20 protein-coding genes and 1 tRNA gene are annotated in these 20,717 nt (G+C 57.7%); 9 read left to right on the top strand and 12 right to left on the bottom strand.

Annotated features, from left to right (window positions below):
* The first annotated feature begins 126 nt into the window (after positions 1 to 126).
* Genes WKI41_RS10095 through WKI41_RS10080 form a run of 4 tightly spaced genes read left to right on the top strand, consistent with a single transcriptional unit; the run spans position 127 to position 4,947 of the window.
* The gene (locus WKI41_RS10095; RefSeq protein ID WP_340193351.1) at positions 127 to 1,086 is read left to right on the top strand and encodes an extracellular solute-binding protein; all 960 of its coding nucleotides are present in this window, start codon (positions 127 to 129) and stop codon (positions 1,084 to 1,086) included.
* Complete coding sequence (locus tag WKI41_RS10090) at positions 1,083 to 3,089, top strand: ABC transporter permease (protein WP_340193350.1); 2,007 nt, start codon at positions 1,083 to 1,085, stop codon at positions 3,087 to 3,089. Before WKI41_RS10095 ends, WKI41_RS10090 begins: the two co-directional genes overlap by 4 nt.
* Positions 3,082 to 4,143 carry an ABC transporter ATP-binding protein gene (locus tag WKI41_RS10085; RefSeq protein ID WP_340193349.1) on the top strand — a complete coding sequence of 354 codons (1,062 nt, stop codon included), beginning with the start codon at positions 3,082 to 3,084 and terminating at the stop codon, positions 4,141 to 4,143. Before WKI41_RS10090 ends, WKI41_RS10085 begins: the two co-directional genes overlap by 8 nt.
* A gap of 3 nt (positions 4,144 to 4,146) precedes the next feature.
* On the top strand, positions 4,147 to 4,947 hold the full coding sequence (locus WKI41_RS10080) for an inositol monophosphatase family protein (protein WP_340193348.1): 801 nt from the start codon (positions 4,147 to 4,149) through the stop codon (positions 4,945 to 4,947).
* Between the two features lie 375 nt (positions 4,948 to 5,322).
* On the opposite strand, the gene WKI41_RS10075 is transcribed toward WKI41_RS10080, so the two are convergent.
* From WKI41_RS10075 to WKI41_RS10065, 3 genes are all read right to left on the bottom strand, one after another.
* Positions 5,323 to 5,628 carry a DUF6538 domain-containing protein gene (locus tag WKI41_RS10075; RefSeq protein ID WP_340193347.1) on the bottom strand — a complete coding sequence of 102 codons (306 nt, stop codon included), beginning with the start codon at positions 5,626 to 5,628 and terminating at the stop codon, positions 5,323 to 5,325.
* A gap of 100 nt (positions 5,629 to 5,728) precedes the next feature.
* Positions 5,729 to 5,802: transfer RNA gene (locus WKI41_RS10070), tRNA-Gln, on the bottom strand.
* 108 nt (positions 5,803 to 5,910) lie between these two features.
* Positions 5,911 to 6,348, bottom strand: coding sequence for an Lrp/AsnC family transcriptional regulator (locus tag WKI41_RS10065; protein WP_340193346.1), 438 nt, complete (start codon positions 6,346 to 6,348; stop codon positions 5,911 to 5,913).
* Positions 6,349 to 6,477: 129 nt separating this feature from the next.
* On the opposite strand from WKI41_RS10065, the gene rocF reads away from it, so the two are divergent.
* Positions 6,478 to 7,398, top strand: coding sequence for an arginase (gene rocF / locus WKI41_RS10060; RefSeq protein WP_340193345.1), 921 nt, complete (start codon positions 6,478 to 6,480; stop codon positions 7,396 to 7,398).
* A gap of 13 nt (positions 7,399 to 7,411) precedes the next feature.
* Positions 7,412 to 8,503 (top strand): ornithine cyclodeaminase, encoded by a 1,092-nt coding sequence (locus tag WKI41_RS10055; RefSeq protein WP_340193344.1) that lies wholly within the window; start codon positions 7,412 to 7,414, stop codon positions 8,501 to 8,503.
* Here WKI41_RS10055 and WKI41_RS10050 read toward each other — a convergent pair.
* A complete protein-coding gene (locus tag WKI41_RS10050) occupies positions 8,498 to 9,382 on the bottom strand; it encodes a DMT family transporter (protein WP_340193343.1) in 885 nt (294 codons plus the stop codon). The genes WKI41_RS10055 and WKI41_RS10050 overlap by 6 nt on opposite strands.
* Positions 9,383 to 9,612: 230 nt before the next feature.
* Between WKI41_RS10050 and WKI41_RS10045 the strand changes: the two genes are divergently transcribed.
* Positions 9,613 to 11,910, top strand: coding sequence for a heavy metal translocating P-type ATPase (locus WKI41_RS10045; protein ID WP_340193342.1), 2,298 nt, complete (start codon positions 9,613 to 9,615; stop codon positions 11,908 to 11,910).
* Positions 11,911 to 12,005: 95 nt separating this feature from the next.
* Here the strand turns inward: WKI41_RS10045 and WKI41_RS10040 are convergent, their stop codons facing one another.
* From WKI41_RS10040 to WKI41_RS10020, 5 genes are all read right to left on the bottom strand, one after another.
* Positions 12,006 to 12,461 carry a molybdenum cofactor biosynthesis protein MoaE gene (locus tag WKI41_RS10040; protein WP_340193669.1) on the bottom strand — a complete coding sequence of 152 codons (456 nt, stop codon included), beginning with the start codon at positions 12,459 to 12,461 and terminating at the stop codon, positions 12,006 to 12,008.
* Positions 12,462 to 12,470: 9 nt separating this feature from the next.
* Positions 12,471 to 12,725 (bottom strand): molybdopterin converting factor subunit 1, encoded by a 255-nt coding sequence (gene moaD / locus WKI41_RS10035; RefSeq protein ID WP_340193341.1) that lies wholly within the window; start codon positions 12,723 to 12,725, stop codon positions 12,471 to 12,473.
* Positions 12,725 to 13,312, bottom strand: coding sequence for a CDP-diacylglycerol--glycerol-3-phosphate 3-phosphatidyltransferase (gene pgsA, locus WKI41_RS10030; RefSeq protein ID WP_340193340.1), 588 nt, complete (start codon positions 13,310 to 13,312; stop codon positions 12,725 to 12,727). Before pgsA ends, moaD begins: the two co-directional genes overlap by 1 nt.
* A 102-nt stretch (positions 13,313 to 13,414) precedes the next feature.
* Entirely contained in the window at positions 13,415 to 15,457 is a 2,043-nt protein-coding gene (uvrC, locus tag WKI41_RS10025) for an excinuclease ABC subunit UvrC (RefSeq protein WP_340193339.1), read from the bottom strand.
* Positions 15,454 to 16,221: an SDR family oxidoreductase gene (locus WKI41_RS10020; protein WP_340193668.1), complete on the bottom strand. Its 768-nt coding sequence runs from the start codon at positions 16,219 to 16,221 to the stop codon at positions 15,454 to 15,456. The genes uvrC and WKI41_RS10020 overlap by 4 nt, the downstream gene beginning before the upstream one ends.
* A 370-nt stretch (positions 16,222 to 16,591) precedes the next feature.
* Here WKI41_RS10020 and WKI41_RS10015 point away from each other — a divergent pair, with 370 nt between their 5' ends.
* The gene (locus tag WKI41_RS10015) at positions 16,592 to 17,242 is read left to right on the top strand and encodes an outer membrane protein (protein ID WP_340193338.1); all 651 of its coding nucleotides are present in this window, start codon (positions 16,592 to 16,594) and stop codon (positions 17,240 to 17,242) included.
* 119 nt (positions 17,243 to 17,361) lie between these two features.
* Here the strand turns inward: WKI41_RS10015 and WKI41_RS10010 are convergent, their stop codons facing one another.
* Together WKI41_RS10010 and WKI41_RS10005 are read right to left on the bottom strand one after the other, a co-directional pair.
* Positions 17,362 to 17,955 (bottom strand): glutathione S-transferase family protein, encoded by a 594-nt coding sequence (locus tag WKI41_RS10010; RefSeq protein WP_340193337.1) that lies wholly within the window; start codon positions 17,953 to 17,955, stop codon positions 17,362 to 17,364.
* Positions 17,956 to 17,972: 17 nt separating this feature from the next.
* Positions 17,973 to 18,701, bottom strand: a complete 729-nt coding sequence (locus tag WKI41_RS10005; RefSeq protein ID WP_340193336.1) for a ribonuclease T2 family protein — start codon at positions 18,699 to 18,701, stop codon at positions 17,973 to 17,975.
* A gap of 204 nt (positions 18,702 to 18,905) precedes the next feature.
* Here WKI41_RS10005 and WKI41_RS10000 point away from each other — a divergent pair, with 204 nt between their 5' ends.
* Positions 18,906 to 19,862, top strand: a complete 957-nt coding sequence (locus WKI41_RS10000) for a lysylphosphatidylglycerol synthase domain-containing protein (protein WP_340193335.1) — start codon at positions 18,906 to 18,908, stop codon at positions 19,860 to 19,862.
* 5 nt (positions 19,863 to 19,867) lie between these two features.
* Here WKI41_RS10000 and WKI41_RS09995 read toward each other — a convergent pair whose 3' ends face one another.
* A complete protein-coding gene (locus tag WKI41_RS09995; RefSeq protein ID WP_340193334.1) occupies positions 19,868 to 20,716 on the bottom strand; it encodes a 23S rRNA (adenine(2030)-N(6))-methyltransferase RlmJ in 849 nt (282 codons plus the stop codon).
* Position 20,717 lies beyond the last annotated feature (1 nt).

Here is a 20,717-nt window from a genome sequence, read left to right as displayed (position 1 = left end):
AGCAAATTTGTCATATAACTGTCGTCAAAAGCCAATACAGCGAGGAAAATGCGGCTTGATTTTAAATCCATCTAATGGAATTAATTGGTCGCCTACTTCTCAGTGACTTAAAAAGGGAACACAGTCATGCTGAAATGGACCTTGCGGCGGATCATGGCAGGCGCGTTGGCGTCGGCGTCAATCCTTGGTGTTGCGAATGCAGGAGAGCTTGTCGTCTATACAGCTCATGGGGAGGCCACTTCTGCTCCCATTCTCGAAGCTTTCGCCAAAGCAAACCCGGACGTGAAGGTTACCGTCGTGCGCGGTGGAACGGGCGAGCTTATCGAGCGCCTGCGTGCCGAAGGCGGCAACTCCTCGGCGGACGTGATGTGGGGCGGGCCGACACAGACTTTCGAGGAAAATGCGGCGCTCTTCCAAGCATACGAGAGCAAGTCGGACACCGATATGGTGACCAACGATCCCAATCACATCTGGCATCCATTCACGGTGCTGCTGCAGCCTTTGATCGTCAGCACCAAGCGCGTCGAGGCCGGCTCCATACCCAAGACGCAAAAGGAACTTGTTTCACTTAATTTCGCGAAAAATGGTGGCCTGATCATTCCAGACCCCGCGAAATCCGGGACCGGCTACGTTATTCTATCAGCCCTTGCTGGCAACTTCGGCTGGGATTTCGTCGGCCACATGGCCAAAGGTGCGCGCATCGCGCCCGGTTCCGACGACGCATTCAACGCCGTGCGAGACGGTGAAGCGGCAGTGGGCTGGATCAATGAAGATCTCGGCGCAAAGTGGAAGGCCCAGGGCCTACCAATCGATATCGTCTATCCGAGCGACGCCGTAACCGGACAGATCGATGCTCAGGCGATCGTCAAGGGCGCGCAGCACATTGACGATGCCAAGAGCTTTATCGATTTCCTGGGCAGCAAGACGGCGCATGAAATTGTTCGCGATGCCACCGTTCGGCGTTCAGCGCGCAAGGATGTCACCCCCCCGGCCGCCCTGCCTGACATGTCTACCCTTACGATTGTGTCGGCTGTCGATCCCCGGCCCGTGGTCGTTGCTCGCTTCCAGGAGCTTCGTGGACAATGAAGGTGCTGCGCGACAATTGGCTGATCTTTTCAATCGTCGCGCTCGTGCTCTGCGGCCTGACGATCATCGTCCCGCAAGTTCGCCTGATGGCCGCCTCCCTTCTGGAGGAAGGTGGCCGTTTTACGCTTCTGCATAATAAGGATGGCTTGCAATCCGTGCCGGAAATGACCGCCCGGTACGGCGTGGAGAAAACTTCAGACGGGCTCGCCATAGCGTTGAATTCGACCGACCACCTGACTGTCAGTGTCGAGGGCGACCGAACGCTTCGCCTCTCGTCGCAAGAGCCGATTTCGCTTGGCAGGGACGAGGCTGGGGTCATCGAACTCGATCTCGGTACCGCTCGGTTCGCGCTCTCACAACAGGCGCCGCGCGGGCTCTTCGCCACAACAGCTCCGGCGCCACTGGACCTTCAGGCGCAGGGCCCTAACTCCGTCTTATTATCCCATGCCGTAAATGCCTATATCACTTTCGAAAACAGGGCGCTGTCGTTCTCTCCGGTTCACTACATCGATTTCTTCACGCGCTCCGAAACCCTTTCCGCCACGGTCAACAGCTTGCTGATTGCCTTGACGTCAACCGGCCTCGCTGCGTTGATCGGCGTTTCGCTTGCCTATCTTATCGCGCGCTACCGAGTCGCCGGCAGCATGGCCATCGTCTTTCTCGTCACCATGGCGTCCGTTTCTCCGCCGTTTTTGGGGGCTTATGCCTGGCGATTGCTCCTGGGACGAAATGGTGTTGTGACCAATTACCTCGGTCTCGATGTCTCGATCGTTGGCTTGCATGGCGTCATATGGGTTATCACCTGGCTGGTTTTTCCGATCATCTTTCTGCTCAGTCACAGCTCATTCCAGAGTTTGGATGCCGGTCATATCGAGGCGGCGGAAAGCCTCGGAGCCAGGCCGCCTCGGGTTCGAATGACGGTCGAAATTCCGCTCGCGCTTCCCGGCATAATCACTGGTCTTTATCTGGCAACGATGGCTGCCCTATCGGACTTTGGCACACCTCGCATCATCGGTCTCGACGTTAACGCGCTGCCGGTTCTGATCTACACGTCCTTCCTTAGTGAGGCAGGACGCAACCCGGCCCTTGCGGCGACAGGCTCGATGGTGCTCATCACCATCTCCAGCCTGTTCCTCATGGCCCAGCAAATCTATCTGGCGCGACGCGGTTTCGCGGTGGTGTCGTCGCGCGCCTTGGAGCGCAAGCCACTATCGCCAATTGGCCACGTCGCAGTCCTCGCAGCCACCGGTGTTGCCCTTTTCATGGCATTCACGCCTCACCTGACGGTACTTGTTTCCAGCTTCATGGAATGGCGGGTTGGTTTGCCAACGCCGAACCTGACACTGGCAAACTACACGACCATGTGGCGCACCGGAATGGGCCCTGCCTGGGTGACCTTGTCGCTTGGCATTGCCGGAACGGTGGCGGCGACAGCGATCGGACTGGGGATTGCATATGTGATCATACGCAAGCGCTATCGGATCATCGGGCCCGTTCTTAGCCTGACCGTCATGATGCCTTACGTCATCCCCGGAACCGTCCTCGGCATCGGCCTCATCATGATGTTCAACAAGGCGCCGGTCCAACTAACGGGCACTTGGTTCATCCTCGTTCTCGCCTACCTCATTCGTAACCTACCATTTACGGTCAAGGCGTCAGAAGCGGCCCTCAGACGCGTTCACCCGGCCCTCGAAGAGGCCGCGATCAGTCTTGGAGCGCGTCCGCTCAGAGTGTTCGTCACAATAACTGCGCCTCTCGTGCTGGCAGGTGCAGTGACAGGGGCGACGCTCACCTTCCTCCACATCGTGACGGAGCTGTCGTCCACCATCGTCCTTTATCGTCCTCCGTGGAAACCGATGACGGCCGTAATCTTCGAGAACACGCTAGTAGATGCCGATTTCGGTGTTTCTGCAGCACAGACCATTCTCCTGATGCTGATTATCTACATCCCTCTTTATCTCATCGTCCGATACGGCCAAATTCGAGGAAAATCCGGTGGTTGAAAGCATATCGCCCAAAGCTCCCACACAAGGCTGCGAGGTCGTTATCGACGCGGTCTCCAAGACCTTCGGTAATCACGCGGTTCTTAAGGACATTAGTGTCACGATCAAGCCTGGCGAATTCTTCACGCTGCTAGGACCATCCGGTTGCGGCAAGACGACGCTTTTGCGTGCCATCGCCGGCTTCCACCCCATCGATGGTGGGAAGATCCTGTTCAATGGGCAGAATGTGACCTCACTTGCCGCCTGGGACAGGAATATCGGCTTCGTCTTCCAGAACTATGCATTGTGGCCGAACCAGACAGTTTTCGACAATGTCGCGTACGGGCTGAAGCTGCGTAAAGTCCCTAAGGGCGAAGTCGTGGAAAGGGTTCGGGCCGCGTTGGCGCAAGTCGAACTGCACGGCGTCGAGAAGCGCTATCCGGCAGAAATGAGTGGCGGCATGCAGCAGCGCATCGCGCTGGCGCGTGCGCTCGTCATCAATCCACCGCTACTCCTCTTGGATGAGCCGATGTCCAACCTCGACGCGCGTCTTCGCGTATCTCTCCGCCACGAACTGCGCAGTCTGCAGAAAAGGCTAGGCCTGACAGCCATCTATGTGACGCATGATCAGGAAGAGGCTCTGGAAATGTCGGACCGGCTCGCGGTCATGCAGAACGGCATCGTGCAACAGCTTGCAGATCCTGAAACCATATATTCGCGACCTGCCAACCGCTTCGTGGCCGAATTTGTTGGCAGTGCGAACTTCCTCGAAGGTACTTTTGAGGCGACGGGCTTCCACATGGCAGACGGATCAAAGCTGCCTCTTTTAGAAAGAGGCCACAGTGGTAAAGGCACGCTCGTAGTGCGTCCTGAGCAGGTGATGATACGCGAGTGCGGCGGCGCGCTGACTGATGCGACAGTGGAAGATCGGCGCTTCATGGGTAAGGCCTGGACCCAGAGCCTTCGGCTTGAGAACGGTACGACCATCTCCGCGGAGACCCGAAACGCGCTCGATGTGGGATCGCGCGTCGGTGTGGACTTCGAGACCATGACTTTTCTACCTGTGGAAGCATAAGCGATGGCGGACCTGCACCTGGAAGAACTCATGCAGCTGGCGTTGTCTGCAGCCCTAGCTGGAGGCGCCGAGTTAAAGGCGCATTTCGGCGATGTTTCGCGTGACGGTGTTCAACGAAAAGCTTTGGGGGACTATGCATCCAAAGCAGATCTCGCCGCCGAAAAGGCCATCGCCGCTATTCTGGCAAAGGCAGGTGAGCATTACGGTTTTGTCGGTGAAGAGACCGGTACTCGCAATGCGCATGCGAAACACCGCTGGGTGGTCGACCCTCTTGACGGGACCAGCAACTTTATCTGGGGCATCCCTTATTTTGCCGTCAGTATCGCTCTCTGCGACGACGATGGCGAACTGCTAGGCGTGGTCCTTGATCCATTACGCGACGAAATGTTCACCGCCATTCGAGGCTGCGGCGGATGGCTCAACGGAAAGAGGCTTAATCGATTGAAGGACAAACGTCCGGATGAGGCGATACTCTCTCTGTCCATGCCTATCCAGGGACAGTTGAAGGCAATCGATCGCAGCACCTTCTTTCAAAGCCTGGACGCCATCACCAATGAGACAGCGGGCGTCCGCAGACTTGGTTCGGCCGCACTCGATCTGGCTTACATTGGTGCGGGTAGACTGGACGGTTATTTCGAAGATGGCCTCAGCCACTACGATTACGCGGCAGGAAAACTCATCGCTCAGGAAGCGGGGGCTCTTGTTACGTCATTCACAGGCGGCGCTCCGATCGATGGCGGATCGTTGCTAGCGGGCTCGCCATCGATCCTTCTCTGGCTCAAGAGCAAGTTTCAGCATCGGTGAGAGCCCAACTTGGGGCGACATCAAAACCATGCAGGCCACTTGCTCGTATTGAAGCGGGCTAAGCTGATCCATCCTGCTTTTGCAATTGGTGCATCCATTTGTATCGCTCCTCCATCCTCTGGCCAAAAGCAGCCGGTGCCGCGGGTCCCCAGCCAATTTTCTCAGCCTCGTCCGAACACTGGAGATTATTTGAAAAACCGAGGCTGAGATCGCCGAAGTAATTGAGAAGTCGTCTTTCTTAAGAAAGGTGGACGCAGATTTGGATTAGAAAATCGGTCGAAATTGGCTGCCGGGAGACTTGAATTTTATCTCGGCGGGATGCCCATGGCGCCCCGCCACCATGTAGGCATCTTCCAGATGCGTGAGCATCATGTCTCATTCGTATTCGCAAAGCTTTTGGAGCTGCGCCTTGGACATGGGTTCCTTCCGCTTCAACTTCAGTTCGGCGACGAGCATGTTCAGCTTGCGGCCGATAGCCTGCGCTTTCTTATGATCAGAACAGTGAAGGCTCAATGAAAGCCGGCTGCCTGGTCGGCACTGCCCGAAGGCGCTTGGGACACGCGCACGCCAATAGAAGATATTGCCGCGGCGGGTGAGGTTTTCGACGTCGTGGCGGATCGCCATGAGGTTGTTGCCCTTGCCTGCCACCTGAAATGCTAGCGCGCGATTTCGCGTGGGCATCACCTGTGGACTACAGTTCTGGGCATCAGGTCGTCGATGATGCCAAAGCGATATCCGACACAATCGGAAAATCAAGGAATTAAGACATTTTAGGGAGAATTGGCTGGGGAACCTGGATTCGAACCAAGATCGACGGAGTCAGAGTCCGCTGTTCTACCATTGAACTATTCCCCAATCCGAGAAGCGCCGGGCGCTTTCGTTTGGTGGGTCGTCATATAGATGATTTGGTTGGCTATGCAAGCTGAAAAATGCATTTTTTCCAAAGCTCCTTTTCGGTTCAGGTCAAAGCCTTGCTTTGGTGGATCTCTGGGTGGAGAGGATCAGGCTGGTTTCGCTGCCGGTGATGCCGGGGACGAGGCGGATGCGGCGGAGTACCGCGTCGAATTCGGTGAGCGTGGCGGCGCTGAGTTCGACGATCAGGTCCCAGCGACCGTTGGTGGAGTGGATTTCGGAAATCTCGGAAATGCCGCCGAGTGCGCGGATCACGCGGTCGGTGACGTGGCCCTCGATCTCGATCATCATGATACCGCGCACCGCATTTTCCACCGCGTCAGCTCGCAGGATAACGGTGTAACCGATGATCGTGCCGTTTTGCTCAAGCTTTTCCACGCGGGCGCGGACTGTAGCACGGGAGGCGCCGGTCTCAATAGCGAGATCGGAGATGCTCTTTCGTCCGTTATGGCGCAGGAGGGTGATAAGTTTCTCGTCGAGTTGATCCATCGAAGACCATTTTGGTGGGACAATTGATCATAATGATAAGCCTGATGGAGAAATTTGCCAATACTCACTGTTCATCCTGCCATCTTGATGTGGTGTGATGATGCGAGCTTCGAGCATGGGAGACGAGGTATGGACTGCAAGTTGATAGGCGTGCCGCTGCAGATCGGAGCAGGGCAACTTGGTTGCGAGATGGGGCCAAGTGCCTTGCGCGTCGCCGGGCTGAAAGCGGCATTGGAAGAATTGGGGCATCGTGTTTCCGATCTCGGCAATGTATCGCCCACGCCGCTTCGCGATCTTCAGCATCCGAATGCGGCGGTGCATCACTTGCCCGAAACGGTTGCCTGGACGGAAGCGCTGATCGAGGCAGCCTACCGCGAAAGTGCGAATGCCATGCCGATCTTCTTAGGTGGCGACCATGCGCTTTCCGCGGGTACGGTCGCGGGGCTGTCACGCCGGGCGGCTGAGCAGACGCGACCGCTTTTCGTGCTGTGGCTCGATGCGCACACGGATTACCACACGCTGGAGACGACGAAGAGCGGCAATTTGCATGGCACGCCAGTCGCCTATTATACGGGCAGAGGTGGCTTTGCCGGTTATTTCCCGCCGCTCGCGCATCCTGTCGATCCGAACAATGTCTGCATGATCGGGATTCGCAGCGTCGACCCGGCGGAGCGGGCGGCTCTTAAAGATTCCGGTATCACCGTGCATGACATGCGCATGATCGATGAGCATGGCGTGGGCGTGCTGTTGCGGGAGTTCTTGGCGAAAGTCGAGGCGGCCAATGGGTTGCTGCATGTCAGCTTTGATGTGGATTTTCTCGATCCGTCGATTGCGCCAGCAGTCGGCACTACGGTGCCGGGCGGCGCCACGTTTCGTGAGGCGCATCTGGTGATGGAGATGCTGCATGATAGCGGTCTCGTCAGCAGCCTCGATCTCGTGGAGCTGAACCCGTTTCTGGACGAACGTGGGCGCACTGCGACCTTGATGGTGGATCTGACCGCAAGCCTGATGGGCAAGCGCGTTCTCGACCGTCCGACGCGAGCAGGTTGAGGAGGAGCCCACCATGACAGCCATTGCGAAACTCAACATCGTTCCCTTCGTCAGCGTCGATCACATGATGAAGCTGGTGCTCAAGGTTGGCATCGACACTTTCCTGCGTGAACTGGCCGACGTGATCGAGGAAGACTTTCTGCGTTGGGAAAGCTTCGACAAGACGCCGCGGGTTGCTTCCCACTCTCAGGAAGGGGTTATCGAGTTGATGCCGACGAGCGACGGCACGCTGTACGGCTTCAAATATGTCAACGGGCATCCGAAAAACACCCGCGACGGCCGTCAGACGGTGACGGCTTTCGGCGTTTTGTCCGATGTCGGCAACGGCTATCCGATGCTGTTGTCGGAGATGACGATCCTGACGGCGCTCAGAACCGCTGCCACCTCGGCTGTCGCAGCAAAACACCTGGCTCGGGCGGATGCGCGCTCGATGGCGATCATCGGCAACGGTGCGCAAAGCGAGTTCCAGGCGAGGGCGTTCAAGGCGATTCTCGGCGTCGACCATTTGAGGCTTTACGATATCGACCCTGGTGCCAGCCGCAAATGCGAGGCAAACCTACGCGGGCTGGGCTTTTCAATCACCATCTGCGACAGCGCCGAGCAGGCGATCGAAGGCGCCGATATCATCACTACCGTTACTGCGGATAAGCAATATGCCACGATCCTGACCGACAACATGGTCGGTCCGGGCGTCCATATCAATGCGATTGGTGGCGACTGCCCTGGCAAAACAGAACTGCACCGGGATATTCTGCTGCGTTCCGATATATTCGTCGAGTACCCGCCGCAGACCCGCATTGAGGGCGAGATCCAGCAATTGGACGCCGATCATCCTGTCATCGAACTATGGCAGGTCATGGCCGGCAAGATTCCCGGACGCACGAGCGAGCGGCAGATCACGCTGTTCGACAGTGTCGGTTTTGCCATCGAGGATTTTTCCGCGCTACGCTACGTGCGCTCGAAGCTGAAGGAAACGGGTCTCTTTGCAGAACTCGATCTTCTGGCCGATCCCGACGAGCCACGCGATCTTTATGGCATGCTGCTTCGATGCGAGGCGGCCATGTCTGCCACCGACACCAAGAAGCAGACCGCTGCCGTGTCATAGTCCTTGCAGTCGCCGTTTTCTGGCCGTCAGTTGCTCGCGCCATATGGTGAAAAGACCCGCTGCAATAACGACAGCGGCGCCGATCACCATATGGGCGGTGAGCACTTCCCCATAGATCGTTACGCCGACGATGGAGACGAGCACGAGCTGATAGTAGGAGAAGGGCTGCACCGAGGCCGCATCCGCCAGTTCGAAGGCCCGGATCAAAAAGTAGTGGCCACTCATGCCTGTAATACAGAGCGCCAGCATCCACAGCCAGTCGTGTGGAACCATGTTGACCCAATAGAATGGGCCAACCAGCGTCAGCGCCGCAGCACCTGCAACGCCGGTGTAAAAGAAGCTGCTCATGGCGGTATCTGTGCGGCTGGCAAGGCGGGTCATCACGCCATAGAGCGCCAGCATGAAAGCGGCGACGAAGGTCAGCAGGAAGGTTAGATCGAAGCCCGTTTCGCCAGGGTTGATGATGATCAGAACGCCGATGAAGCCGACGAGAATGGCGCACCAGCGTCGCCAGCCGACCTTTTCCCCCAGCATTGGAACGGAAAGCGCTGCGACGATCAACGGGATGCAGGCGAAAATGGAATGCGTGTGCGCCAGGCCGACCAGCCTGAAAGAAAAGATCGAAAGAACGATCTGCGCGGCAAGCAGCACGCCGCGACTGATCTGCAGCAATAGCCGCTTGGAGCGCATTGTGGCTCGCAGCCCGTCGTGAGAGCGGGCGGCCAGAATTACCGCGAAGACTGCAAAGGCCCAATAGCGCAGCATCACGACGAAGACGGGCGGATAGTACTGGCCAAGATGTTTGGAAATGCCATCCTGCACGGCAAATATTGAGAACGCCCCGAGGGCGTAGAGAAGTCCGGTCGATTGGCTGGGCATTGCTCTCTCTCGGCATATCGGCGGGAGGGAGGATATGCCGATAGCCTGATCACCCGATAATTTAGCGAAAAATGGTGGAAGGGAAAGGCCGGATCAAATCTCTTCCGTTCCCTTGCCACAATATATGTAGCACATGCCGCGCCGTATTCTGCGAAAAACATCATTTTAGCTCTTGTAGCTCTAGTGGCTAGAGGTCGTAAGACGTGGTCAGCATTAAGAGGGCCGACGAGATGAGCACGGATTTACAGACCAGATTTAGGGTTGGCGGCATGGATTGTGCATCCTGCGCCAGCAAGATCGATACAGCCGTTCGGCGCATGCAGGGCGTGGAAGATGTCTTGGTGTCGGTCACCGCGGGAACCATGAGCATCCGGCACGATCAGACGAGCGATCTGGACGCCATCGGGAAGAAAGTTCGCGGCCTTGGCTACTCGGTCGAGCGACTGGCAGAGCGCCACGTCGATCACCAAACGTCAGTGAGCCATGGCGCCGCCTGCTGTGGCGGCCATGCGCATGATCAGGCGGATGGTGAGAACCATACGCATACCGGCCATGCCCACAAGCACGATGGCCACAACCATGATAACCACGAACATGGCAAACCCGATGACGGAGACCGAGCTGTTGCTGTAGAGGGATTGCATGGCCATGACCATGGGCCGAGCGACGGCCCCTGGTGGAAAAGCAAGAAGGGCCGTGCGACGCTGCTGGCCGGTGCCGCTCTGGTGGTGGCCTATGTAATCGGTCATCTCGTGCCGTCCATTCAGCTTTATGCCTTCGCCGCGGCCATGTTGGTGGGCCTGGTGCCGATTGCGCGTCGAGCCATCATGGCGGCGCTGGCTGGCACGCCTTTCGCCATCGAGATGCTGATGACGATTGCAGCCGTTGGCGCGCTGGCGATCAACGCCACGGAAGAATCAGCGGCCGTCGTTTTTCTCTTTCTGGTCGGAGAATTGCTGGAAGGTGTCGCGGCCGGTAAGGCGCGCGACAGCATCAAATCGCTCGCTGCCCTTGTGCCAAAGACCGCCCTGCTGGAAGACGCGGGAAAAACCAGTGAAGTGCCAGCGGAAAGTCTCCAGACCGGCGCGATCATCCTGGTTCGTCCGGGCGACCGCATATCGGCGGATGGTGTCATCGTTTCGGGCGAGAGCGCAATAAACGAAGCTCCGGTCACAGGCGAAAGCGTGCCGGTTCAGAAGAATGCTGGCGACAGCGTATTTGCGGGAACGGTCAATGGCGATGCCGCATTGCGGGTTCGCGTCACGGCAGCAGCTGCCGACAATACGATTGCGCGCGTGGTCAGGCTGGTAGAGGAGGCGCAGGAAAGCAAGGCGCCAACCGAACGCTTCATCGACCGCTTTTCCAAATACTACACGCCGGGCGTCGTGGTCGTCGCAGCACTCGTAGCGCTTGTACCGCCGCTTCTCTGGGGCGCGAGCTGGGATGAATGGATCTACAAGGGACTTGCCATTCTGCTGATCGGCTGCCCATGCGCGCTCGTCATCTCCACCCCTGCCGCCATCGCCGCCTCGCTTTCGGCAGGCGCGCGCAGAGGCTTGTTGTTGAAGGGCGGCGCTGTCTTGGAAGGGCTCGGTCGTCTGACGGCGGTGGCGCTCGACAAGACGGGTACGCTGACGGAAGGCAAGCCGAAGGTCACGGACGTGGTATCATTCGGGCCGTCGGAACGGGAAGTCCTGCGTCTGGCAGCAGCGCTTGAAACAGGCTCGAGCCATCCGCTTGGCATTGCCATTCTGGAAAAGGCTTCCGAAGATAAAATTCTTGTGCCCTCCGCAACGGATGCCAAGGCGCTTGGCGGCAAGGGCGTGTCTGCAACCGTTGAAGAGCAATCGGTCTTTCTCGGTTCGGCGAAAGCCGCTCTTGCCATGGTCGATACTCCGGCTGCCGATCAGGCCACCATCACCGCACTCAATGATCAAGGCAAGACGGTGTCGGTTCTCATTGTTGACGGTCGGCTTGCGGGTGCGATCGCCATGCGCGATGAGCCGCGTGCGGATGCCGCAGAGGGTTTGCAGGCGCTGAAGGAGGTGGGAGTCAAGGTCGTCATGCTGACGGGCGACAATGCCCGCACGGCAAGCGCTATCGGGAAGTCTCTCGGGATTGAGGTGCGAGCAGATCTTCTGCCGGAGGACAAGCAGCGGATCGTCGGTGAACTGAAGCAGCAGGGTCTCGTTGTCGGTAAGGTCGGGGATGGCATCAACGATGCGCCAGCCCTCGCTGCTGCCGATGTCGGTATCGCCATGGGGGGCGGAACAGATGTCGCGTTGGAAACAGCCGATGCCGCCATTCTGCATGGGCGCGTTGGCGATGTCGCCCGGATGATTGATCTTTCCAAGCGGACTATGCGCAATATCTATCAGAATATTGCGATCTCGCTCGGCCTGAAGGCCGTCTTCCTGGTCACCACCATTATCGGTGTCACGGGTCTGTGGCCGGCAATCCTTGCAGATACGGGCGCGACGGTGCTTGTGACGATGAATGCGCTACGCTTGCTCAGGGTCGCGAAGTAGGGCGCAGCTCAAAACCGCCAGCGATCATGTCTCAGGCTTCTCATCTGCGAAGTCTGAGACGGTTCCAAGTGATGACACTGGGGGGAGCGAGATCTTTAACGCCACTTGTCCTTGGCGCTCTCATCGGCATCCTTTGCCGAGACCCATTCACCCGCGCCACCATCCGTACCGTGCTCCTTCTTCCAGAACGGGGCAGCGGTCTTCAGATAGTCCATGACGAAATTGGCGCCATCGAAAGCGGCTTGGCGGTGGGATGAGGCGGCTATGACGAGAACGATGTTGTCGCCGATGGCGATCTTGCCATAGCGGTGGATGGCAGTCAGGCCACGAAGTTCGAAGCGTTCGATGGCAAGCCTCGCGATCCGCGTCATTTCCGCTTCTGCCATACCGGGATAATGTTCGAGTTCCAATGCAGAAAGCGCCCCGCCCTCGTTGCGGCAGAGGCCGGTGAAGGTCACGACGGCACCGATTCCCGCATCGTTTCGGGTCAGGAGCCTGGCTTCTGCGGCAGCGTCGAAATCCTGCCTCTGCACCCGGATGGTGGGGGTCACGCCCATCGGTCAGCCACCGGTCATGGGCGGGAAAATGCCGATCTCCCGTGCGCCAACGATGCTTTCGTGGTGCTCGATATGCTCTTGATTGACCGCAACGCGAATGACATTCGGATATTCGAAAGCCGCCTCGTATTCTTCGCCAAGGGTCTTCAGATAAAGGATCAACTCGCGCGCCGTCTTCACCTCAGCCGGGAGGTCGATATCCTCCTCAGACTTGCCGATCTTTTCGCGTACCCAGGCGAAGTAAACGATATGGGTCATTATTCTTCATCCACGATATGGCGCAGGCCGGCCCTGAAGTAATCGTAGCCGGTATAGATCGTCAGCGCCGCTGCGATCCATAGAAGGCCGATGCCGATCTCGGTGGTGTAGGGGAGGATCGTGTCGCCCGCTGGTCCGGCCAGAAGGAAAGCGATTGCTACCATCTGGATCGTGGTTTTCCACTTGGCAATGCGCGTTACAGGCACGGACACCTTCAAGGCCGCAAGATATTCGCGCAGGCCCGAGACGAGAATTTCACGGCAAAGGATGGTGATGGCTGCCCAGAGCGACCAGCCTGCAATCGTGCCGTCGGCTGCGAGCAGCAGCAGGATGGAGGCGATCAAAAGCTTGTCGGCGATCGGGTCAAGCATGCGGCCGATATTGGAGGTCTGGTTCCAGATGCGCGCCAGATAGCCGTCGAGGAAATCGGTGATCGAGGCGATGATGAACAGCCACAGCGCGGTCCATCGCGCAAAATCCGAACTTTCGAGTTTTCCTTCGACGAAGAAACACAAAACGATGACCGGTACGGCCAGAATGCGGCCATAGGTCAGGAGGTTCGGGATGTTATATGCGCGCGAAGCCATGGAAAACCTGTCTATCGATATCAGAGCGTTGATGACGCTCCGAGGTGGAAGCGTCAACACCTCTTTGTGTTTTTTTAGCGGGCGGCGGTAGAAGCCGCCGCGTCACTCGCGGCCGCTCTCATGGAAGTGATTGTAAATCTGTTTTGCGACAGTTTCTGAAATGCCGCCCACAGCCATCAGGTCGCTGAGTGCCGCACGCGACACGGCTTTCGCCGTGCCGAAATGCTGAAGAAGCGCACGCTTTCTGCCCGGCCCGATACCACTCACTTCATCGAGAGGATTTTTGATCATCTCTTTCTTGCGTCGGGCCCTGTGCGAGCCGATGGCAAAGCGGTGCGCCTCGTCGCGCAGGCGCTGGACGAAGTAGAGAACGGGATCGCGCGGCGGCAACGAAAAGTCGCTGCGTGTATCGGTAAAGAAGCGCTCGCGTCCGGCATCGCGGTCAACGCCCTTGGCGACGCCAATCGCAGTCACACAATCGCGAATGCCAAGTTCGTCCAGAATGGCGCGTACTGCCGTCATCTGCCCCTGACCACCATCGATGAGGATAACATCAGGCCAGGCCGGGAAGGGCATGTCAGCCGCGTCTTCCGGCGACGCCGGCTGGCCGCGATCGGGCTTGCCTTCCTCTTTCAGCAGGCGAGAAAAACGCCGCGTCATCACCTCGCGCATCATGCCAAAGTCATCCCCGGGGGTGATGTCCGTCGACTTGATATTGAACTTGCGATACTGGTTTTTGACGAAGCCATCCGGCCCCGCCACCACCATGCCGCCCACTGCATTGGTGCCCATGATGTGCGAGTTATCGTAAATCTCGATGCGGCGCGGGATATACGACATGCCAAATGTCTCGGCGAAGCCTTTCAGCAGCCGCGCCTGCGACGAGGTCTCCGCAAGCTTGCGGCCATGAGCCTCACGGGCATTGCCCAGCACGTGATCGACAATGTCTTTCTTTTCGCCGCGCTGTGGCACCGACAAGACGACTTTGTGGCCGGCCTTTTCGCTAAACGCTGCCGCCAGCAAGTCCTGCTCGTCTACAGTCTCGGACAAGAGAATCTGTCTCGGCACAGGCTTGTCGTCGTAGAACTGCGCCAGGAAGGCATTGAGAATTTCCGAGCCAGGCAGGGACGGATCGGCCTTCGGGAAATAGGCTCGGTTGCCCCAGTTCTGTCCTGTGCGGAAGAAGAAGACTTGGATGCAGGAAACACCACCTTCGTGATGTATGGCAAAGACGTCCGCTTCATCGATGCCGGCGGGGTTGATACCCTGATGGCTCTGCACGTGCGACAGTGCGGCAAGACGATCGCGATAGATGGCGGCGCGTTCGAAATCGAGATCTTCCGACGCCTCGTTCATCTGCCGGGCGATCGTCGATTTTACGCTCTGGCTTTTGCCCGAGAGAAAATCCTTGGCCTCCTGTACGAGCTCTGCGTAAGCATCGTCGCTGACCTCATGGGTGCAGGGCCCCGAACAGCGCTTAATTTGATAGAGAAGACAAGGCCGCGTGCGGCTTTCAAAGACACTGTCGGTGCAGGTGCGGATAAGGAAGGCGCGTTGCAGCGAATTGATGGTTCGACCGACAGCGCCAGCTGAGGCAAAGGGGCCGAAATAGGCGCCCTTGCGGGCTCTGGCGCCGCGGTGCTTGAAGATCGCCGGGGCACGATTGTCGGCCGTGATCAGAATATACGGGAACGACTTGTCATCGCGCAGCAGCACGTTAAAGCGCGGGCGAAAGCGCTTGATGAGGTTGGCTTCCAGCAGGAGCGCTTCGGTTTCGGTGCGGGTGGTGACGAATTCCATATGGGTCGTCAGCCGCACCATCTGGCCGATGCGATTGGAATGCACGCGACCTTGGGCATAATTGCTGACACGCTTCTTCAGCGAGCGCGCTTTGCCGACATAAAGAACGTCGCCAGCCTCGTTGAACATGCGATAGACGCCGGGATTGTTGGGCAGGTGTTTGACGAACTCGCCAATCAGATCCATGCCCTTCAGGCCGGACTCGTTCTTCCACCCGGCGTTCCAGTCGATGCCGGCATTGTCTCGCTCCACGGGCGTTTCGGCGGTGGAGAGTGCCACATCGTCTTCATCGTCGTCGGTTTCATCGAAGAGAACACCGCCATCCGGCAGCTTCTTTCCGTTCATTCATTAATCTCCGCCACGTCCGGGGTTTCCCAGCCAAGGTGCTGGCCCCCGTCGAGTGCGATCATCTGGCCGGTCATCGAGGGGGTATCGTAAAGAAAGCGAATCGTCCGCCCGAACTCGTCGGGCTTCGGACCTCTCTTTAATATAAGGGCGTCGACCTGCGCCTGAAAGTCCTCGGGGCTCTGTCTTTCGTTTTTAAACGTCGGGCCGGGCCCGATGGCGTTAACCCTGATGCGCGGCGCAAAGCTTTGCGCGAGGGTTTGGGTGGCGGCCCAGAGTGCTGCCTTGGACAATGTATAGGAGTAGAAGCGCGGATTGAGCGCCAATACGCGTTGATCGATGATGTTGACGATCAGGCCGGAACGCTCTTGCGGCAGTTGCCTTGCAAATGCGGCTGAGAGGATGGAAGGGGCGCGCACATGCACGGCAAAATGCGCCTCGAACGTCTCGGCGTCGAAGGTTTCAGCCTCATCCTTTTGAAAGACAGAAGCGTTATTGACGAGCACCCCCACCGGTCCCAGTGCTTTTGTCGCCTCTTCCATCAATTCGGCCGTGGAAGAAACGTCCATTAGATCCGCCTGAAGGACGACCGCTTTGCCACCTTTATGCCGTAAAGTGTTAGCGAATTCCTCTGCTTCGGCCACAGACGAACGCGCGTGGATCGCAACCGCAAACCCCTCGCCAGCAAGATAATCGGCAATGGCTTTGCCAATGCGGCGCGCTGCGCCCGTAATCAAGACGGTTTTCGGTATAGTCTCTGTCAAAGCGGACCTGTGCACTGCTTATTCCACAATTAGCTTCAGATATAGATCGAAATGGTGAGGTTTGCCCACCTTCTGATGGCGTTATACAGAATTATCGGGCGCAAGATTTACCAGCTTAATTTGATGTAAACACAAGTAAAAACACGCTTTGCTTAAATTAACGATGCATTATCCTTAATGGATTTCTGTGTCCTTTTGGCAACGTCCAATTTCTGTCACGGCTGTGCCTCAATCAATTCACATTTTGGCTCTGTGATTTCCTCATTCCCCCATCATTTTGCATTTCCAGACGGGCAGGGAACTAACTGTTTTATACCGCGTTTGGGACCGAGTGTTTGAGTGCCCCCGCGGGTTTGAAAAGGAGAATGGCATGCGTACTATCGTTGCAACACTTTTGGCTTCTACCATGGCCGCGGCAGCTTTCTCGGCAGCACAGGCAGCCGATGCGGTCAATGAAGTTCCGCAGGCGCCAGTCGCAGTTGAGCAGCCCGCACCGATCAAGGATTGGTCCGGCGCCTACCTCGGTGGTACCGTGAACTACGACTGGGGTCGTTTCAGCGGCAGCACCAACGGTCGCGACGCTGACGGCTTCGGTGGCGGCCTCTACGGCGGTTACAACTGGCAGAGCGGTCAGATCGTTTACGGTGGTGAAGCCGACATCGCTTATGGCGACGAGAAAGGCTCTGCTGGCGGCACGCTGGAAGGCAAGCAGAAGCTCAACGGCTCGCTGCGCGCTCGCGTCGGTTATGACATGAACCCCTTCCTGATCTACGGTACGGGTGGTCTTGCAGTTTCGAACAACGAAATTCGTGACACCGCAACCGGCAGCAAGGACGACAAGACGGCTCTCGGCTACACGGTTGGTGCAGGTGTTGAAGCTCTCGTCACCGACAACATCACGGCACGTCTTGAGTATCGTTACACCGATTATCAGGACAAGGACTTCGCCATCAACGGTGGCAATGTCTCGCGCGGGTTCGACGATCACAGCGTCAAGGCTGGTATCGGCGTCAAATTCTAATCTGACAAAAACTATGCGGAAAAGCCGGGGTTTGCCCCGGCTTTTCTATTTCTACATCAGAGCGGGACGCAAAGCCGCTGCACGCTTTTGCGCTAAATGCTTTAGTGAGCGGGCTGCAGTCAGCCTGCCGATTTCAGTTCGGTGTACGGCTTGAACTTCTTGCCAAACTTTTCAGGCCAATCTGCCAACCGTTTGCGGCCGTCCGCCCATTGACCACTGAACCGCAGGTCGAGGTAGCCGATCAGCGCGGCCAGCGCAAAGTGGCCGCCGTGAAGCTTCTTGCCGGTCTTCGGCAGATTGTCGTTGAGGAAATCGAGGGCCTTCACCACCTTGCGCCATTGCTTGTCGATCCACTCCTGGTGAACCTTTTCCTCCGGCCGGAAGCGCTTCTCGTAGACGATCGCCAACAGGCAATCCATCACACCATCGCAAAGCGCTTCGAGGATTTCCGCCTCGGTCCGCTTGGCGTGCTTCTTCGGGTAGAGCTTTCCGCCGGACACGCGGTCGAGATAATGCATAATCGCCACGCTGTCATAGACTGAGCCGCCTTCGTGCAGGAGCACGGGGATTTTGCCAAGCGGATTGTTGTCGATCAGCGTGGCAGGCTCTGCATTGGTGTCGACGCGAACGTCAGTGATGCCGATATCCAGATAGCGCGCTGCCATGCGCACCTTGGCAGAATAGGGAGAGGCTGGAGCATAAAGCAGTTCCATTGGGTTTTTCCTGTTTACTAACGGATGGGAATAATCTCTGCGGCATTTGATCGGCAACCTTGGCGATCGACCTCAGGGCAGTCGCGGAAGGACAAGTCCTTTGACAGGCAAATCCTGACCTCCTCCAGTCTCGGTCCTTCGCAACTGATGGCGATGCCACCCTTGGTCATGCCTGGATTGGCATTCACAAAAGCGGCCTCTATGGCGTCGGCGGAAAGCCGCTTGCTCCGATCACCGGTCGAGATGTCGGCAGGGAGCTTGATGCGGTCGTAAGCATCGCGCGTCTTGTCGAAATATTGTTTCTGGGTCAGGCCGCTGCAACTGCCGTGCTTGCGCCATTGGTGGCCGATCAGGCCCATGGACGGCATGATATCGAACATGCTTCGACCGAGATTGTCAGGAACGCGCTCCTGTTTGTCGTCCCCGCAGAATTCCGGATAGCCTTGGGTATTTTGAGGCCAGAGCCCGTGAACCACAAACCCGAACTTTCGCTCCGAGCCGCATTGTTGCCGGCTATTGCGTCCGGCGTCACTGGCGCAGAAGGCCGGAGACCAGGAGAGCGACAGGACATAGAAATCGAAACCGGCTTCTGAGGTTTCTGCTTTGTTGCTCGAGCTCGGCGATGGACGCGTCTCAGTTCGCGGCACCACGGGACCAGGTGCAGGCTGAGGTTGACCGAGGACAAGCCAGCCAGCAGCTGCCAGTGACAGAGCGCCAAGTGCGATAAAACCGAAATACTGTTTCATCGAGGACGGTGTCTTTCTGGCAAGGATGACGATGTGTTGAACAGGCTTCGGGTTTTATATCATCTTCCCCCTATGGCAAATAGACCACCGAAAAATCATCGCCGCGGCATCCTTCGTGTTGAACCGGAGTTGGTATAGTGAATAAGCTTGTCGAATCCGGCGTACCTGTCAGCCGGAGGGAGGATTGAGCCTGGGCATGTCCGCATGAAAATGAAAAAGTATCTCTGGCCCGTCATTGGGATTGCAACGATCTGCTTTTCCGTGTGGCTGCTCTATAAGGAATTGCGCCATCTCTCGCTCGATGATGTCTGGGACAGCCTGATTGCCATCAATACACATCACTGGCTCATGTCGGGGCTCTGCACGCTGGTTGCCTACGCCGCGCTCGCCGGTTACGACCGCATCGCTTTGCAGCACCTGAAACGCAAGGTCGGCTGGCTGTTCATCACACTGACATCGTTCACCACCTATGCCCTGTCCCACAATGTTGGCGCATCGGTCTTTTCAGGTGCCGTGGTACGCTACCGCGCCTATACATCGAGAGGGCTGAGTGCGGCGGAAGTGGGAGTGTTGGTCGCGCTCTGCTCCTTCACCTTCCTCATCGGCACCATCATGCTGGTCGGCTTCATCCTGGTCTATGAGCCGGAGATCACCGAGCGTTTTGTCGATATCCTGCCTGTGGAAGCTTCGCGCACCACCGGGATCCTGCTGCTCGCAATCGTGGCACTTTACATTCTGGGCAGCCTCATGAAGCTGAGACCGCTGAAGATCGGCTCCTTCACGCTGTTCTACCCCGTGCCGAAGCTGGTTGTGCAGCAGTTGGTCATCGGGCCGATCGAATTGATCGGCGCGGCCGGTATCATCTATTTCGCGCTGCCGGAGGCGGGCAATCCAGGCTTCATGGTGATCCTGGGGATTTTCCTGATTTCCTTCTCCGCCGCACTGATTTCACATGCGCCGGGAGGGCTGGGTGTGCTTGAGCTCGTCTTCGTCATGGGCCTGCCGGATATGAACCCGGCAGACGTGATTGCCGCGCTCCTCGTCTTCCGCCTGTTTTACCTGATCATCCCGTTCGTCATCGGCCTGTTCATCATCCTGTTCTTCGAGCGTTCGCAGCTTGCAGCTGCCGAGCGCGAAGAGAGGCGGCTACAACAGAAGTAGGATCTTTACGCCTCACCGCGCAGCCAAAAGGCCCGATGCGACGCGTATCGGTCCTGCGCAATGATCGACTTCAGCACGGGCAGCATCGTGTGCAGCTCATCCTTCAGCGTATAGGGCGGGTTGACGATGATGAGGCCGGACCCGCTTAAGCCCTCCAGCCGATCACTTTTGACCGATAGCTCGGTGCAAAGCATTTTCGGGATTTCGTAGGATTGCAGGCGCTCATGAAAGTCCTTGATAGGCGCGTTCTTCTTCAGCGGGTACCAGAGGCAGTAGGTGCCGGTGGCGAAGCGGCGGTAGGCCTTGTGCAGTCCATCCGCCAGGCGCTCATATTCGTTTTCCTTCTCAAAGGGCGGGTCGACCAGAACGAGGCCGCGCTTCTCTTTTGGCGGCAGATGGGCGCCAAGCGACAGCCAGCCATCGAGTTCGGTAATGCGCGCCTGATAATCACCTTCGAAAAGGCGTGACAGCGCGCGAAAATCGTCCGGGTGTAGTTCCATTGCCGAAAGCCGGTCCTGGGGCCGGAATAGCATACGAGCAAGTTTTGGCGAACCTGGATAGTATTTGAGCCCGCCTTCCGGGTTCAATTCGCGCACGGCTGAGAGATAAGGCTCCATCAGTTCGGCCACCTCGACCGGAAGATCGGCCTCAAGCAGCTTGCCGATGCCAGTCTGCCATTCGCCCGTCTTCTGCGCCTCTTCGGAGGAAAGGTCGTAGAGGCCGATACCGGCATGCGTATCCAGCACGCGAAACGCCTTGTCCTTGTTCTGCAAGTATCGGACGAGCCGCGCGAGAACGGCGTGTTTGAGAACATCGGCAAAGTTGCCTGCGTGGTAGATGTGCCGGTAGTTCATC

It is taken from the genome of Agrobacterium larrymoorei (genome assembly GCF_037722385.1).
Classification (GTDB): domain Bacteria; phylum Pseudomonadota; class Alphaproteobacteria; order Rhizobiales; family Rhizobiaceae; genus Agrobacterium; species Agrobacterium larrymoorei_C.
This window is presented reverse-complemented; position numbering and strand designations above follow the sequence as displayed.